This window comes from Streptomyces sp. NBC_01317, from assembly GCF_035961655.1.
In the GTDB taxonomy this organism is placed as follows: Bacteria; Actinomycetota; Actinomycetes; order Streptomycetales; family Streptomycetaceae; genus Streptomyces.
Genome location: NZ_CP108393.1, coordinates 4810241 through 4824777 on the forward strand (window position 1 = coordinate 4810241; position 14537 = coordinate 4824777).

Consider the following 14537-nt stretch of genomic DNA (forward strand, 5'->3'; position numbering starts at 1 on the left):
CTTGGGCACGGCAGGTGCCAACGCGGGGACGGTCCGTCGCATTCCCGGGCGGTCCTCCGCGCGGCGGACGGGACCTACGAGGTCAGGGTGCGCAGCTCCGCCGCCAGGTTCCTGCGGGCGCGGGCCTCCCACTCCAGTTCGCCGTGGGGGGTACGGAACAGGCGTGGCAGGTCCAGGAGTTGCTCCAGGATCGCGGCCCGGCCCGCCCGGAAGCCGTCCTCGGGGACAAAGCCGTACTCCTCGCGCACCGCGGCGGCGTACGCGTCGTACTCCTCCGGGGCCGAGCCCAGGACGGCGAGGTCGGCGTCGCACAGGACGGCGCCGTTGCGGTCGTCGTCGGTGGCTGCGTGGGTGGTGGTGAGGCGGACGAGCCGGGCGACCTCGTCCGTACCCTCCTGGCTCAACCCGGCCTCGGGGAGGGCGAGTTCGGCGAGGCGGGCGGAGCGCTCCTCGTTCTCGGAGCGGTCGGGGCGGTAGACGGCGTCGTGGAACCAGGCGGCGAGGCGGACGAGGTCCGGATCGTCGGCGTACCGCACCAGTGTGTCGATGTGGTCCAGGACCGCGCGGAGGTGGTCGACGGTGTGGTAGCGCCGCTGGGGCTCCGACCAGCGGGTGAGCAGCTGGTCGGCGTAGGGGTACGGGTCGCGGATCTCCGCCTCCCGCGCCGCGTCGCGCAGGGCGGTGGCGAAGCGGTCGCGGAGGGCGGGGCCCGGCGCGGAGTCCGGGCCGTGGTCGAGGTCGGGCATGGGGCGACGATACGGGCCCGGGCGCCGCGCGTCTGTTACGAGGTGCGTGACAGGGTCTTGAAGTTGCGCAGCCGCAGGCTGTTGCCGACGACGAAGACCGACGAGAACGCCATCGCCGCGCCCGCGATCATCGGGCTGAGGAGTCCGGCGGCGGCCAGCGGCAGCGCGGCGAGGTTGTAGGCGAAGGCCCAGAACAGGTTGCCCTTGATCGTGCCGAGGGTGCGGCGGGCGAGGCGGACGGCGTCGGCGGTGGCCCGCAGGTCGCCGCGTACGAGAGTGAGGTCGGCGGCCTCGATGGCCGCGTCGGTGCCCGTGCCCATGGCGAGGCCGAGGTCGGCCTGGGCGAGCGCGGCGGCGTCGTTGACCCCGTCGCCGGCCATGGCGACGGTCCTGCCCTCCGCCTGGAGCCGCTTGACGACGTCGACCTTGTCCTCGGGCATCACCTCGGCGATGACCTGGTCGATGCCCACCTGGGCGGCGACGGATTCCGCGACGGCCTGGTTGTCGCCGGTGAGCAGGATCGGTGTCAGGCCGAGGGCGCGGAGCTGCCGTACGGCCTCGGGGCTGGTCTCCTTGACCGCGTCGGCGATCTCCAGGAGGCCGCGCGCCTCGCCGTCCCAGGCCACCGCGATCGCCGTACGGCCCGCCGCCTCGGCCGATTTCCTGGCCGCGTCGAGCGCCTCGGGGAGGTGGATCTCCCACTCGGCGAGGAGCTTCACCCGGCCCACGAGGACGGCGTGGCCCTCGACGACACCCTGGACGCCGAGGCCGGGGAGGTTCGCGAAGTCCTCGGGGGTGGGCAGCGTACCGGCGCGTGCGGTGGCGGCCTCGGCGACGGCGCGGGCGAGGGGGTGCTCGGAGGCGTGCTCCAGCGCGCCCGCCAGACGCAGGACGTCGCGCTCGTCCGTACCGTCCGCCGCGTGGGTGGCGAGGAGGGTCATCCGGCCGGTGGTGACCGTGCCCGTCTTGTCGAGCACGATCGTGTCGACGCGGCGCGTCGACTCCAGCACCTCGGGGCCCTTGATGAGGATGCCGAGCTGGGCGCCGCGTCCCGTACCGACCATGAGGGCGGTCGGGGTGGCCAGGCCCAGCGCGCAGGGGCAGGCGATGATCAGCACGGCGACGGCGGCGGTGAAGGCGGCGGTCGCGCCGGCTCCCGCGCCGAGCCAGAAGCCGAGCGTGGCGAGCGCGAGCCCCATGACGACCGGGACGAACACGGCGGAGATCTTGTCGGCGAGGCGCTGGGCGGCGGCCTTGCCGTTCTGGGCGTCCTCCACCATCCGTGCCATACGGGCGAGTTGGGTGTCGGAGCCGACCTTCGTGGCCTCCACGACCAGGCGTCCCCCGGCGTTGAGGGTCGCGCCGGTGACGGGGTCGCCGGCGGAGACCTCCACCGGGACGGACTCGCCGGTCAGCATCGAGGCGTCCACGGCCGAGGAGCCCTCGACCACTGTGCCGTCGGTGGCGATCTTCTCGCCGGGCCGTACGAGGAAGTGGTCGCCGACCCTCAACTGCCGGGTGGGGATGACACTTTCGCGGCCTTCGCGCAGGACGGTGACTTCCTTGGCGCCCAGTTCCAGCAGCGTACGGAGGGCGGCCCCGGCCTTGCGCTTGGCGCGGGCCTCGAAGTAGCGGCCGGCCAGCAGGAACGCGGTGACACCGGCGGCGGCTTCGAGATAGATGTTCCCGGCGCCGTCGGAGCGGGAGATGGTGAACTCGAAGGCATGGGTCATCCCCGGCATGCCCGCCGTACCGAAGAACAGGGCCCACACCGACCAGAGGAACGCCGCCGACGTGCCGAGGGAGATGAGCGTGTCCATCGTGGCGGCGCCGTGCCGGGCGTTGGTCCACGCGGCGCGGTGGAAGGGCCAGGCGGCGTAGGTGACGACGGGGGCGGTGAGGGTGAGGGAGAGCCACTGCCAGTTGGTGAACTGGAGCGCGGGGATCATCGCCATGGCGATGACGGGGAGGGAGAGGACGACGGCGGTGATCAGGCGGGCGCGGAGGGGGCGCAGGGCGTTGTCCTCGGCGTCCCTGGTGCTTTCCGCCGCGCTGTCCTCCGGTCCGTCCTCCGGTCCGTCCTCCCGTCCTCCGGTGTCGGCTGGCGGCTCGGGGGCGGGCTCCTGGGCGGTGTAGCCGGTGGCCTCGACGGTGGCGATGAGATCGCGTACGGAGAGGCCGGCGCCCCGGTAGCTGACCTTGGCCTTTTCGGTGGCGTAGTTCACCGTGGCCTCGACGCCGTCCATGCGGTTGAGCTTCTTCTCGACGCGGGCGGCGCAGGAGGCGCAGGTCATGCCGCCGATGAGGAGTTCGACGGAGGAGGGTGCAGGCGTGGGGGCGGCGGTGTTTGTGTCGGTCGCCGTGTCCGGGTTCCTGCCCTGGGCGAGGTTCATGAGGGCGGCTCCTTGGTCGTCGGCGGACGCGTATCTCTCTTCATGTATACCCCCTACCCCTATCCAGGGGATACCCCTGAGGGGTATTTTCTCGGTCATGAACATCACGATGAGTACCAAGGTGAGGGTGGCCGCGTTCGCGCTGGCGCTGGCGGCGTCGTTCGGGGTCGCGTACGGGGTCGGCGCGGCGGTGGGGCCGCTGGAGGGTGGGGCGCGGGAATCGCACGAGCCCGCTCCGCATGGGGGCCACGATGCGGGAGATACGGGTGCGGATGGCGTGATGCGGTGATGCGCGGAGGAGGGGCCGCCCCTTAGGCTGGAGATTGGACTAGACCTATCCACCTATCTAGGAATGGGGCCTGATGAGCAAGCGTGCAGTCCTGGAGGTGATCGCTCTCGACGCGGAGGACGCGGTCGCCGCGCGGAGCGGGGGCGCGGACCGGCTCGAACTCGTCACCGACATGGCGGCCGACGGCCTGACCCCGCCCCGGGAGACCTTCGCGAAGATCCGGGACGCCGTCGACATCCCCCTCCGGGTGATGCTGCGGCTGTCCGACGGCTTCTCGGCGGGCGGCGCGGACGGGGTGGACGCGCTCGTGGACGCGGCGCGGGGGCTGCGGGCCGAGGGCGCGGACGAGTTCGTCTTCGGCTTCCTCGACGCGGACGGGACGCCGGACCTGGTGACCCTCGAACGGCTGGTGGCGGAGCTGGACGGGTGCCGGTGGACGTTCCACCGCGCGATCGACCGCGCGGCGGATCGCGACGCGCTCCGTAAGCAGCTAGCGGACCTGCCGGGGCTGGACACGTTCCTCACGGCGGGGTCGCCGGACGGCGTGGACAGCGGCCTGCCGACGCTCCTGGCCGAGTCTTCCGCTTCCGGGCGCGGGGAGCCCGGCTACGGGGCGTGCCTGCTGGTGGGCGGCGGCCTGCGTCTGGATCACGTGCCTGCGCTGCGGGCGGGCGGCCTGGACGCGTTTCACATTGGCGGGGCGGCGAGGCCCTTCGGGTGGGCGGGGGCGGTTTCGCCTTCGGCGGTGAGGGCGTGGCGCGCCGCGCTTGACGCGTAGCGTCTTCCCCGGTGTGCGTTGCGCCTATCTGTTTGTCCTCAAGCGCCGGACGGGCTGGTTTGTGGCGTCTGCCCGGTGCGCGGGCGCGGGTTACTGATGTCCTCAATCGCCGGACGGGCTGGGTTTGTCGTGGTGGCGGGGGGTGGGGCCTGCGGAGGTACGTATGTCCGGACTGCATGTTTTACGGCGCCTCAGGGGCTCGTTTGGTTCACCGGTAGTCATGCGCCACAAAACACGCTTTACGTCCGGACACACGCACCTCCTCCGACCCCACCCCCCTCACGCCGAGGGTGAGCTGAACGACCCCGCCGGTCCGGGGAGCCTCGCCTCCACCCGGTGGACAGTGCCGCTTACCAACGTCCTCAAACGCCGGACGGGCTGGAGTGTGCCCCTGCGCGGTGCGCGAGCGCGGCTTACCGATGTCCTCAAACGCCGGACAGGCTGGATTTGGCCTCTGCCCGGTGACGGGTGCGGGTTACCGCGTCCTCAAACGCCGGACGGGCTTGATTTGCCTTGACGCGGGCGTGGAAGGGGGACGGGCAGGGGTCGTGTCCGGAACGTAGAGCGTGTTTTGTGTCGCGTGGCGAACCCGAACCAAACAAGGTCCCGAACGCGACGTAAAACATGCAGTGCAGGACACGACCCCTGCCCGGCCCCCGGCAACAACCCGCGCATACGCAACCGGCCCGCAGCGGGCACAACCAAGCCCGTCCGGCGATTGAGGACAATCAGTAACCCGCACCCGCGCACCGGGCAGACGCACGAACAAAGCCGTCCGGCGATTGAGGACAAAAGCGCGGCCGCCAGGCCAAGGACCAGGGCCTCAGGCCAGCGCGGTCGGCAGGGGCAGCGCGTGCAGTACCGAAAGGCCCGAGACCGCTCGCGTCAGCGACACGTACAGACGCCGCAACCCCGTACGCTCATCCGGCTCCCCCGACACCACCGCCGACGGCTCGTCCAGCACCACGTAGTCGTACTCCAAGCCCTTCGCCAGCGACGCCGGCACCAGCGTGAGGCGCGCCTCCGCCGTCGTCTCCTCGCCCGGCGAGAGGAAACGCAACCCCGCCGCGGACAACGCGGACGCCAGCAACGGAATCCGCGCGTCCGCCGCGATCAGGCCCGTCGACCCCTCGTGCGCCAACGACTCCTCGCACGCCGAGACCACCGCCGCCGACAACACCTCGTCGGAGACGCGCCGTACCGACAGGGACCCCGGCGACTCCCGTACCGATTCCACCTCCGCCAGCCCCGGCGAGATCAGCGGCAGCAGCCGCGACGCGTACGCGATCACCTCGCGCGGTACGCGGAAACCGGCCGTCAGCTCCTCCACCACCGCGTCCGGCTTGCCCAGGTGGTGGAGCGCGTCCGCCCAACTCCCCGTCGCCCATGGGGTCGTGCCCTGCGCCAGATCGCCCAGCACCGTCGCAGAACCCGTCGAGCAGCGCCGGCCCACCGCCCGGTACTGCATGGGCGAGAGGTCCTGCGCCTCGTCGAGCACCACGTGCCCCAACGAGTGTGTGCGGGCCACGAGATCGCCCGCCTCGTCGATCAACACCGCGTCCGCCGCCGACCACTTGACCGACTTCACGCTCCGCGCCGGCTTCGCCCACAGGATCGTCGCCTGCTCCTCCGGCGTGAGGAGGCCCTCCGCGTGCGCCGCGAGGAACCCCGCGTCCGACAGCAGCCGCAGCACCAGCTTCGCCGGGTCGACCAGCGGCCACATCGCCTTCACGGCCGCCTTCACGGCGGGGGTACGGGCGACCGCGTCCTGCACCCGGTCGTCGGGCGCCTCGCCCGCCTCCTCCATCCGTACGAGCACGGCGTGCGCGATCCGCTGCGGCAACGCCTCGTGCGCGGCGCCGTACCGCATGTCGCGCTCCAGCAACTGCCGTACCAGCTCCTCCAGTTCGTACGCCGGCACCCGCCACCGCCGCGAACCGCGCACGACCACCACCGGCTCGGTCGGCAGCGTCACGTGGGAGCGGACGGCCCGCCGCAGCACCTCCGCCATCCGCGCGTCGCCCTTGATGACGGCGGCGGCGGCCGGGTCCGTGCCCCGTACCTCCACCGTGGCCGAGGTGACCAGGCTCTCCACCGTCGCCTGCTTCACCTCCAGCTCGCCCAGCGCGGGCAGCACCTGCTCGATGTAGTGGAGGAAGGACGCGTTCGGCCCGATGACCAGCGTGCCGGTGCGGGCGAGCCGCTCCCGGTGCGCGTAGAGGAGGTACGCGACCCGGTGCAGGCCGACGGCGGTCTTCCCGGTGCCGGGGCCGCCCTGCACACACACCGTGCCGCCGAGCCCGCTCCGTACGATCTCGTCCTGCTCCGGCTGGATCGTCGCCACGATGTCGCGCATCGGGCCGACGCGCGGACGCTCGATCTCGGTCTGGAGCAGCTTGCTGGTCTTCGCGGCCTCGGTGGGGTCGGAGAGGTGTTCGTCCTCGTACGCGGTGAGCTCGCCGGCCGTGTAACCGAACCGGCGGCGCAGTCCGACGTCGTGAGGGTCTTTTTTGGACGCCCGGTAGAACGGCTGGGAGACGGGCGCGCGCCAGTCGACGACCATCGGGTCGCCGTCGGCGTCGTGGACGTGGCGGCGGCCGATGTAGAAGCGCTCGCCCTCGGCGCCCTCGGCCTGGTCCGCGCCGACGACGTGCAGGTAGTCGAGCCGGCCGAAGAAGAGCGGGGTGTGGGAGAGGTCGGCGAGCGACTTGATGCGGTCCTGGATCTGGGCCTCCAGGACGGCGGCGTTGACCCAGTTCGCGGTGACGTCGCGGATGTCGAGCGACTGGACGTCCTCGCGCATGGCGCGCAGGGCGGCCCGCGAGGAGCTGAGGTGGGCCCGCTCGCGCCCCAGCGGGTCGGAGGGGGAGCCGGAGTCCGCAGGGTCGGTGCGGTCGGCGTCGTGTGCGGTGACGGCGGTGACGGCGGTGAGGGTGCTGTCGGGTTCGGGGTCGTGCGCGGACACGGTGTTGCCTCCGGGCTGTACGCAGGCCGACGGGCCGCAGGCCCTGGGTCGCACGGGGCGGCGGTGTCCGGTCGGCGTGGATCACGTCATGGCAGCCGCCCGGTTTCCGTCCGGGTGGCGGCGCTCCGCGAGGGAGGCGGAGGCGGGCAAGAGGGGAGAGTGTAGCCAGCGGGTGGCGGCGGGGCGAATGCTTTTATCCCGGGCGTGGGGCGCGGGGTGGGTACAGCGGGGGCACGGGGCGGCTCCGGGGGGCACGCAGGGTAGTCCCCCAGTAGTCCCCCGTAGGGGATCCCCTATATCCCGAGTCGTACGAGGCATCGCTCAGGATTCCCTCCGGAGAGCGACGCGCTTCGGAGGGCCGGCGCGCAACCATGGACATATGAGTACAGCGACCTTCATCCCACCCCGCGCCCCACACGGCGCCCCACTTTCCGGCGCGACCGCCACCGGCGCCGTGCCCCACCCCGCTCACCACCTGGGCAACGCCCTGCGCGCGGCCAAGGTGTACGTGACGACCGCGTTCGGCGTCGCCGTCCTCGGTGAGTACTGGGAGGAGGCGGGCGTCGTCAGGCGACGCCTCTGATCCACGGCCGCCCCGTGTCAGCTCTCCGCCAGCAGCTCGTCCGCGTCCACGATCCGGTACGCGTACCCCTGCTCCGCCAGGAACCGCTGCCGGTGCGCCGCGAAGTCCTGGTCGATCGTGTCCCGCGCGACCACCGAGTAGAAGCGCGCCTCGTGCCCGTCCGCCTTCGGCCGCAGCACCCGCCCGAGCCGCTGCGCCTCCTCCTGGCGTGACCCGAACGTCCCCGACACCTGGATCGCGACCGTCGCCTCCGGCAGGTCGATCGAGAAGTTCGCCACCTTCGACACCACGAGCACCGAGATCTCGCCCTGCCGGAACGACTCGAAGAGCTTCTCGCGCTGCGCGTTGCTGGTCTCGCCCTTGATGACCGGCGCGTTCAGGTGCTCGCCCAGCTCGTCGAGCTGGTCGATGTACTGGCCGATGACGAGGGTCTGTTCGCCCTTGTGCTTCCGTACGAGCGCCTCCGTCACCTTCCGCTTCGTGGCGGTCGTCGCGCAGAACCGGTACTTCTCCTCCGTCTCGGCGGTGGCGTACGCGAGCCGCTCGCTGTCGGTGAGGTTGACCCGTACCTCCACACAGTCCGCCGGCGCGATGTACCCCTGCGCCTCGATCTCCTTCCAGGGCGCGTCGAACCGCTTCGGCCCGATCAGCGAGAAGACGTCCGACTCGCGGCCGTCCTCCCGTACGAGCGTCGCGGTCAACCCGAGGCGGCGGCGCGCCTGGAGGTCGGCGGTGAACTTGAAGACGGGCGCGGGCAGCAGGTGCACCTCGTCGTAGAGGATCAGCCCCCAGTCGCGGGAGTCGAACAGCTCCAGGTGCGGATAGACGCCCTTACGGCGGGTGGTGAGCACCTGGTACGTGGCGATCGTGACCGGGCGGATCTCCTTGCGCGTACCGCTGTACTCGCCGATCTCCTCCTCGGTCAGCGTCGTGCGCTTCACCAGCTCGTGCTTCCACTGGCGGGCGGAGACGGTGTTCGTGACGAGGATCAGCGTGGTCGCCTTGGCCTGCGCCATCGCCCCCGCGCCGACCAGGGTCTTGCCCGCGCCGCAGGGCAGCACGACAACCCCCGAGCCGCCGTGCCAGAAGCCCTCGACGGCCTGCTTCTGGTACGGGCGCAGGGCCCAGCCGTCCTCCACCAGCTCGATGGCGTGCGCCTCGCCGTCCACGTACCCGGCGAGATCCTCGGCCGGCCAGCCGAGCTTGAGGAGCGTCTGCTTGATCTGGCCGCGCTCGGAGGGGTGCACGGCGACGGTGTCCGGGTCGAGCCGCGCGCCCACCAGCGGGGCGACCTTCTTCGACCGGAGGATCTCCTCCAGGACGGGACGGTCCGTGGAGGTCAGGACCAGACCATGGGTGGGGTGCTTGGACAGCGTGAGACGCCCGTACCGGGCCATCGTCTCGGCGACGTCGACGAGCAGGGCGTGCGGCACGGGGTAGCGGGAGAACTCCACCAGCGCGTCGACCACCTGCTCGGCGTCATGCCCGGCGGCGCGCGCGTTCCACAGGCCGAGCGGGGTCAGCCGGTACGTGTGGATGTGCTCGGGCGCGCGCTCCAGTTCGGCGAAGGGCGCGATGGCCCGCCGGCAGGCTCCGGCCTGTTCGTGGTCGACTTCGAGCAGCAAGGTCTTGTCGCTCTGGACGATGAGGGGTCCGTTCACAGCTGCGCCCTTTCGGTCTTTCCTTGGGCCGTCACTCGTTGTGCCAAACGACCAGTGTCGCTCATATCGGGCTGATGCGGGGGCGGGGCGGGGTCGGTCCGGTGGGGCGGGACGATCCGGAGGGTCCTGGGGGGACTGTCCTGGCCGGGGCTGGGCACCTGGCTCCTATGACCGCTGAGACGCGCAAGGCAGAACCGGGCAGAGCCGCCCCGCGACGGATTTCCTGGGGCCGGGCCCTGTTGCGGGTGATCATTCTGGTGGTCGCCTTCCTGGCCCTGGTGGCCTTCTCGGCGGTCCTCGCCGACCTGACGCTGACACCCTCCCCGGCCTCGGCGGAGATAGCCGGGTCCAACCTGCGGCCGGGGCACTCGCTGCGGCAGTACGCGGAGGACTACACGTTCCTCGCCGCGTGCAAGCAGATCGGCGGGAACATCGTGATGGGGATGCCGTTCGGGCTGATCCTGCCGGTGCTCATGCCGCGCCGGCTGCCGATGTTGCGGGTTGTCGTGCTGACCGCCGTGGTCATGGCGCTGGTGGAGCTGGCGCAGGGTTCGATCGTCCAGGGCCGTGCCTTCGACGTGGACGATGTGATCCTGAACACGTCGGGCGCGCTGCTCGGTTACCTGCTGCTGGGTCGGCGGATCGGTCGACGGTTCCACGCGCTGGGAGTACCGCAGCCGGTGCCGGTGTCGTCCGAGCCCGCGCCCGTGGTGGCCGAGCCGGCCCCCGCGCGGACGACGAAGACCCGCCCCTTGGTGAAGAAGCGGACGCTGACCAAGCCGAAGGTGAACAGGACGAAGCTGACGCCCATGGCCAGGTCGCAGGAGAAGCCCCGGGCCAACTGGAGCGAGCGGCTGGTGCGGCTCGGGCGTCGGAGCCAGTAGCGCTGGCACGGACCGGTTGGTCCCCATCGCGGGACGGGTTTTCGCCGGACGGGCTTCGCGGCCCGCCCGGCGCCTTGTCATGCCGAGTCCCTCATGCCGTGTCCGTCACGCGGTGTCGTCCGCCAGTTCCGCCACACCCGTGATCCGGTGCAGCGGGTACGTACGGACCTCGTCCGCCGTGTGGTCGTACGCGGTCACGAAGCCCCCCTCGACCCGCACCGGCGCGATCACCCGCTGACTCGCCGCGCCCTCCGCGTTGACGTACCCGATCCAGAGCGCCGAACCGGTCATGGCGGCCGCCTGGACCGTGGCCAGGGTCTCCGCCGACGTCGTACGCGGCAGGTCACCCGATCGTGAAGGCCCGGATGATCTGGACGCCTCCGTCGATGCCGATGCCGATGCCGACACCGCCCGCGCCCGCGACCGTGAACCCGCCGGCTCCGGCACGGTCTTGTGTACGACGGTCGCCGCCAGGTCCCCCGCCCGGATCGCCCGTACCGCCGCCCCCAGCAGCGTCGTATCCGGCACCGGCGGACCGTCCGGCACCGGCGCGGGCGCCGTACGGGGAGGGGTCCGGTGCGCGTGGGCCCGGGTGATCAGGACGTCTCCGTCGGCGGACTCCGCCGCCGGCGCGAAGCCCATCGCCCGCAACCCCTCCAGCAGCGACGACGGGTCGGCCTGGGCCGCCAGGACCGTGGGCGCCAGCCGCCGCAGCCGCATGCCCTGCGACCGCCGGTCGGCGACGATCTCGTCCAGCACCGCCTCGTCGTCGCAGCGCACGTACGCGTTGGCGGAACCGACCCGCAGATGACCGTGCTTGCGGGCCACGTCGTCCACCAGGTACGTGAGCGGCTGCGGCACCGGCGTACGGCTGTGGGCCCTGAGGAAGTCGTGCAGCCCGGTGGCCGACTGCCCGGCGTCCAGGGCCCGCCGTACGGAAGCGGGGGTGAAGCGGTAGACCGTCGCCCCGCCCGTCGACTCCACCTCGGCGGCGACGGAGAGCAGTTCGGCGAGCGGCCGCAGGAGCGGGCCCGGGGCCACGGCCGTGAGGTCCGCCTGGAGCAGTACGTGGTCCAGCGGCTCGGGCAGCAGCGGCCTGAGGGCCTCCGCCGCGCGCAGACCGGCGGCGGCCAGTTCGGCGGGGGTGGTGGTGATCCCCTCGGCGGGGTCGCCCAGCGCGTCGAGCAGCGCCCGGCCGTGCGTGGAGAGCGCGCCCCGGCCGGTGAGGCCGAGCATCTCCGCCTCGTTCAGCGTCCAGGCAGCGAGCCGCCCGCGCAGGTCGTCGGGGCGGCCGGCGGCCGAGGCGCCGCGCAGCGGGCGCTCCCAGCGCAGCCGGGCCATCAGCGACTCGGGGTCGGGCGGGGTGCCCTCGGGCAGCGTGGCGAGGAGGTCCAGGATGCGGCGGCGGACCTCGGGCGCGGGGCCCCGGTCCAGGTCCGGGCCGAGGGCCGCGAGCGTACGGCCCTTGGCGTCCTGGCCGCCGACCAGACCGGCCGTACGGGTCGCGGTCAGCCACGCGACGGCGAGCCGTGCCCAGCGCTCGGGGGAGGACAGCTCCTCCCACTCGTCGTACGCGGGGGTCGGCGCGTACCGTTCGTCGGCCTCGCCGTCCGCCGCCAACAGCCCCGCCGCGTAGGCCAGTTCGACCCAGAAGGCGGCGATCGGCTCGGTGACGCCGAGGGCGGCGGCGGTGCGCTTCAGGTCCCGTACGGACAGACCGCCGGCCCGCAGGACGCTCGGGCCGCCCTCGTTCCAGTCCTTGGCCAGCTCCTCGACGGTGGCGAGGGCGGTGTACGCCTGCCCGGCCGCCGTACTGTCCACAAGCTGTGGACGGGAACCGGAACCCGGCTCGCTCGTCCGGGGCGCGACGGGCGGAGCGACCGGCTCGATCACGCGGTGCGCCCGCCCCGCGCGCAGATGGAGAGCCACCTCGCGGGGCAGGACGACCGTGCGCGTCGTCGCGGGCAGCAGCAGGCCCCGGTCGCGCAGCCACTGCACGGGCGGGGTGGGGCTGGAGGTGACCTCGCCGTACGGCGGCCCCCACACCAGCCGGTCCAGCACGGACAGCGCCTCCATGGGGGCGGTGTCCAGCAGGGCGGCCATGCGGGTGCGGTCCGTGAACAGCTCGGTCAGGGACGCGACGGCGGAGACCGGGTCGTGGGTGGACGGCAGCCAGGCGGCCGTCAGGATCTCCTGGATCCGGCCCGGCGACATCCCGGCGGTGGCCTCGGCGACGGTCGGGCCGAGGCCGGTGGGGGACGGGTGGGTCGGCGAGGGCGCGAGCAGCTCGCGGGCGGTACGGACCAGCCGCAGCCGGGTGTCACTGCCCCAGATCAGCGCCTGGTCGCGCAGCCGTCCCACGGCGCCGGGCAGGGCGCGCTCGATGCGCGGGTCGCCCTCGTCGCCGGTGAGGAGCGCGCGGAGCGCGTCGTACGGCGCGGGCTCGGGGGCGACAGCGAGCGCTTCCGCCGTCTGGAGCGTGAAGCGGTCGAGCCGCTCCAGCGCCCGGACGACAGAGGCGCGGGTGCCCGCGCGGGTCGCGAGCTGCGAGAGGTCGTTGGGTACGGGGTTGAGCAGATCGGGTCGGGCGCGGAGCAGCGCGGTGAGGGAGTCGTCGCCCCGGGTGCGCAGGGCCTCCGCGAGTGTGCGCGGTGGCGTACCGCCGGTTCCATCTGGCACGTGCGCCTCCTGCTCAGGCTTCGCGGGTCCCCATCCGTCCCACGTTAGCCCCTGAGGAGCGGTCTGCCGCGCCCCCGGGCGGAGGAGGGCGGGCGGGGAGGGGCGGGGGAGGCTTTCTTCGTACCGGGTGTGCGGCTTGTTCGTACGGGGTGCGCGCCTTGTTCGTACGGGGTGCGCGGGCTCGTTCGTACGGTCCCGGCGGACGTGTTCGGCCCGTGCGGGCGGCCTGTTCCGGACGATACGGGCGGACCGTCGCGTACCGCCCGCGCAGCGGGCGCGGGGCCGCCGGGCTGGCTTGTCCGTACTGGACGTACGGGTATGACTCCGACACCATCGCGTGCGTGCACCTGCGTGTACCTGTGGGAGGAACGTGTGGGGATCGAGAGCGATCAGCTCGTCTACGACTACCTGAGCCGGGTCGGCGACGCGGCGCGGCAGCAGCAGCTGGCGTCCGGGGACCGGATGAGGCTGGTCTCGACGCTGCGCAACGAGATCGACCGGCAGCGCGGGAAGTTCGGCGGCGACAGCCCGGCGGCGGTACGGCGCATCCTCGGGCGCATGGGGGAGCCGAACGCGGTGGTGCGGGCGGCGTCGAGCGGGGCGGGGGCCGGGTCCGGCGACACGGGTGGTGGGTACGCGCCGCCGCCCCCGGCACCGGTCGTGCCGGAGCAGCGGACGCGGCGTGGCGGCGGGTGGCTGAGCAAGGCGGGTGGCCGGGGCGGCAAGGGCGCGGACTCGGATACGGGTACGGGTCCTGGTCCGGGCGCCCAGATCCCGACCCAGTCGTCCGGCCCACCCGCATCCCCCGCCTCCTCCGGATCCCGGGGACCGCACCTGGCGGGGATGGACGAGGTGGGGTCCTCGAACGGCAGGACCGACTGGTGGCGGATCGAACCGGGACCTATGGGCAACGGCCCGACGGGCGGCGGGATCGGCGTGCCGGGTTTTGTGGGCGGGGTGGAGATCCCCGAGATACTGGTCCCGCCGCCGAAGCCGGAGGACGAGGCGGACGACGAGGCCGGTGACGCGACCGAGACGGAGACCAAGGGCGGCCGCGCGTGGCGGGCACTGCTGAGGCGAGGGGCCGGCGCCAAGACCGGCGCCAAGACCGGCGCCAAGACCGGCGCCGAGGCCGCCGTGGAGGCGGCCGAACCCGAGACGACCGGCAGGCCCGTCCGCCTCTCCCACCCCTTGCTGCTTCTCGCCGCCGGACTTCTGCTCGTGGGCGCGTTCCTCGGCTCCTGGCTGGCCCTGGCCGGCGGCTGGCTCCTGGCGTACGCCTCCCGCGCGCTCTCCCGGGCGGCGGCGAAGTGGGCGGTCTTCGGCCTCCCGGGCATCTCGGTGGCCGGCGGCCTGCTCTGGCTCTGGGGCCGCGCGAACGGCCGCTGGGGCGAGGCGATCCCGGAGGGCGGCTGGAACGCCGCGATCTCGGACGCGACCCCGGTGGTCATACGCACGGCGGCGATCGCCTCGGCGCTCTACCTGCTGTGGCGCTCCCGCAGACAGCTGTGAGGGGCGCGGCACCCCCGCCCGCCGCGATCCCCGCCGGCGGCCCGGTG

General features: G+C 72.9%; 10 protein-coding genes. 5 read left to right on the forward strand and 5 right to left on the reverse strand.

Annotated features, from left to right (window positions below; translation table 11 throughout):
* Window positions 1–74: 74 nt before the first annotated feature.
* Together OG349_RS20850 and OG349_RS20855 are read right to left on the reverse strand one after the other, a co-directional pair.
* Entirely contained in the window at window positions 75–746 is a 672-nt protein-coding gene (locus tag OG349_RS20850; protein WP_327236044.1) for an HD domain-containing protein, read from the reverse strand.
* Between the two features lie 35 nt (window positions 747–781).
* Window positions 782–3040, reverse strand: a complete 2259-nt coding sequence (locus tag OG349_RS20855) for a heavy metal translocating P-type ATPase (RefSeq protein ID WP_327238643.1) — start codon at window positions 3038–3040, stop codon at window positions 782–784.
* Window positions 3041–3236: 196 nt separating this feature from the next.
* Between OG349_RS20855 and OG349_RS20860 the strand changes: the two genes are divergently transcribed.
* Both OG349_RS20860 and OG349_RS20865 read left to right on the forward strand, forming a co-directional pair.
* On the forward strand, window positions 3237–3428 hold the full coding sequence (locus OG349_RS20860; RefSeq protein ID WP_327236045.1) for a hypothetical protein: 192 nt from the start codon (window positions 3237–3239) through the stop codon (window positions 3426–3428).
* 73 nt (window positions 3429–3501) lie between these two features.
* Window positions 3502–4206 (forward strand): copper homeostasis protein CutC, encoded by a 705-nt coding sequence (locus OG349_RS20865; protein ID WP_327236046.1) that lies wholly within the window; start codon window positions 3502–3504, stop codon window positions 4204–4206.
* A gap of 823 nt (window positions 4207–5029) precedes the next feature.
* Here the strand turns inward: OG349_RS20865 and OG349_RS20870 are convergent.
* Complete coding sequence (locus OG349_RS20870) at window positions 5030–7060, reverse strand: HelD family protein (RefSeq protein ID WP_327238644.1); 2031 nt, start codon at window positions 7058–7060, stop codon at window positions 5030–5032.
* 490 nt (window positions 7061–7550) lie between these two features.
* Between OG349_RS20870 and OG349_RS20875 the strand changes: the two genes are divergently transcribed.
* Window positions 7551–7754 carry a hypothetical protein gene (locus tag OG349_RS20875; protein ID WP_327236047.1) on the forward strand — a complete coding sequence of 68 codons (204 nt, stop codon included), beginning with the start codon at window positions 7551–7553 and terminating at the stop codon, window positions 7752–7754.
* A 17-nt stretch (window positions 7755–7771) separates the two neighbouring features.
* Here OG349_RS20875 and OG349_RS20880 read toward each other — a convergent pair whose 3' ends face one another.
* Window positions 7772–9415 (reverse strand): DNA repair helicase XPB, encoded by a 1644-nt coding sequence (locus tag OG349_RS20880; protein WP_161310822.1) that lies wholly within the window; start codon window positions 9413–9415, stop codon window positions 7772–7774.
* Window positions 9416–9582: 167 nt separating this feature from the next.
* On the opposite strand from OG349_RS20880, the gene OG349_RS20885 reads away from it, so the two are divergent.
* Window positions 9583–10299, forward strand: coding sequence for a VanZ family protein (locus OG349_RS20885; RefSeq protein ID WP_327236048.1), 717 nt, complete (start codon window positions 9583–9585; stop codon window positions 10297–10299).
* Between the two features lie 105 nt (window positions 10300–10404).
* Here the strand turns inward: OG349_RS20885 and OG349_RS20890 are convergent, their stop codons facing one another.
* Complete coding sequence (locus tag OG349_RS20890; protein ID WP_327236049.1) at window positions 10405–12978, reverse strand: helicase C-terminal domain-containing protein; 2574 nt, start codon at window positions 12976–12978, stop codon at window positions 10405–10407.
* Window positions 12979–13350: 372 nt separating this feature from the next.
* Between OG349_RS20890 and OG349_RS20895 the strand changes: the two genes are divergently transcribed.
* Window positions 13351–14490, forward strand: coding sequence for a hypothetical protein (locus tag OG349_RS20895; RefSeq protein ID WP_327236050.1), 1140 nt, complete (start codon window positions 13351–13353; stop codon window positions 14488–14490).
* The last annotated feature ends 47 nt before the right edge of the window (window positions 14491–14537 follow it).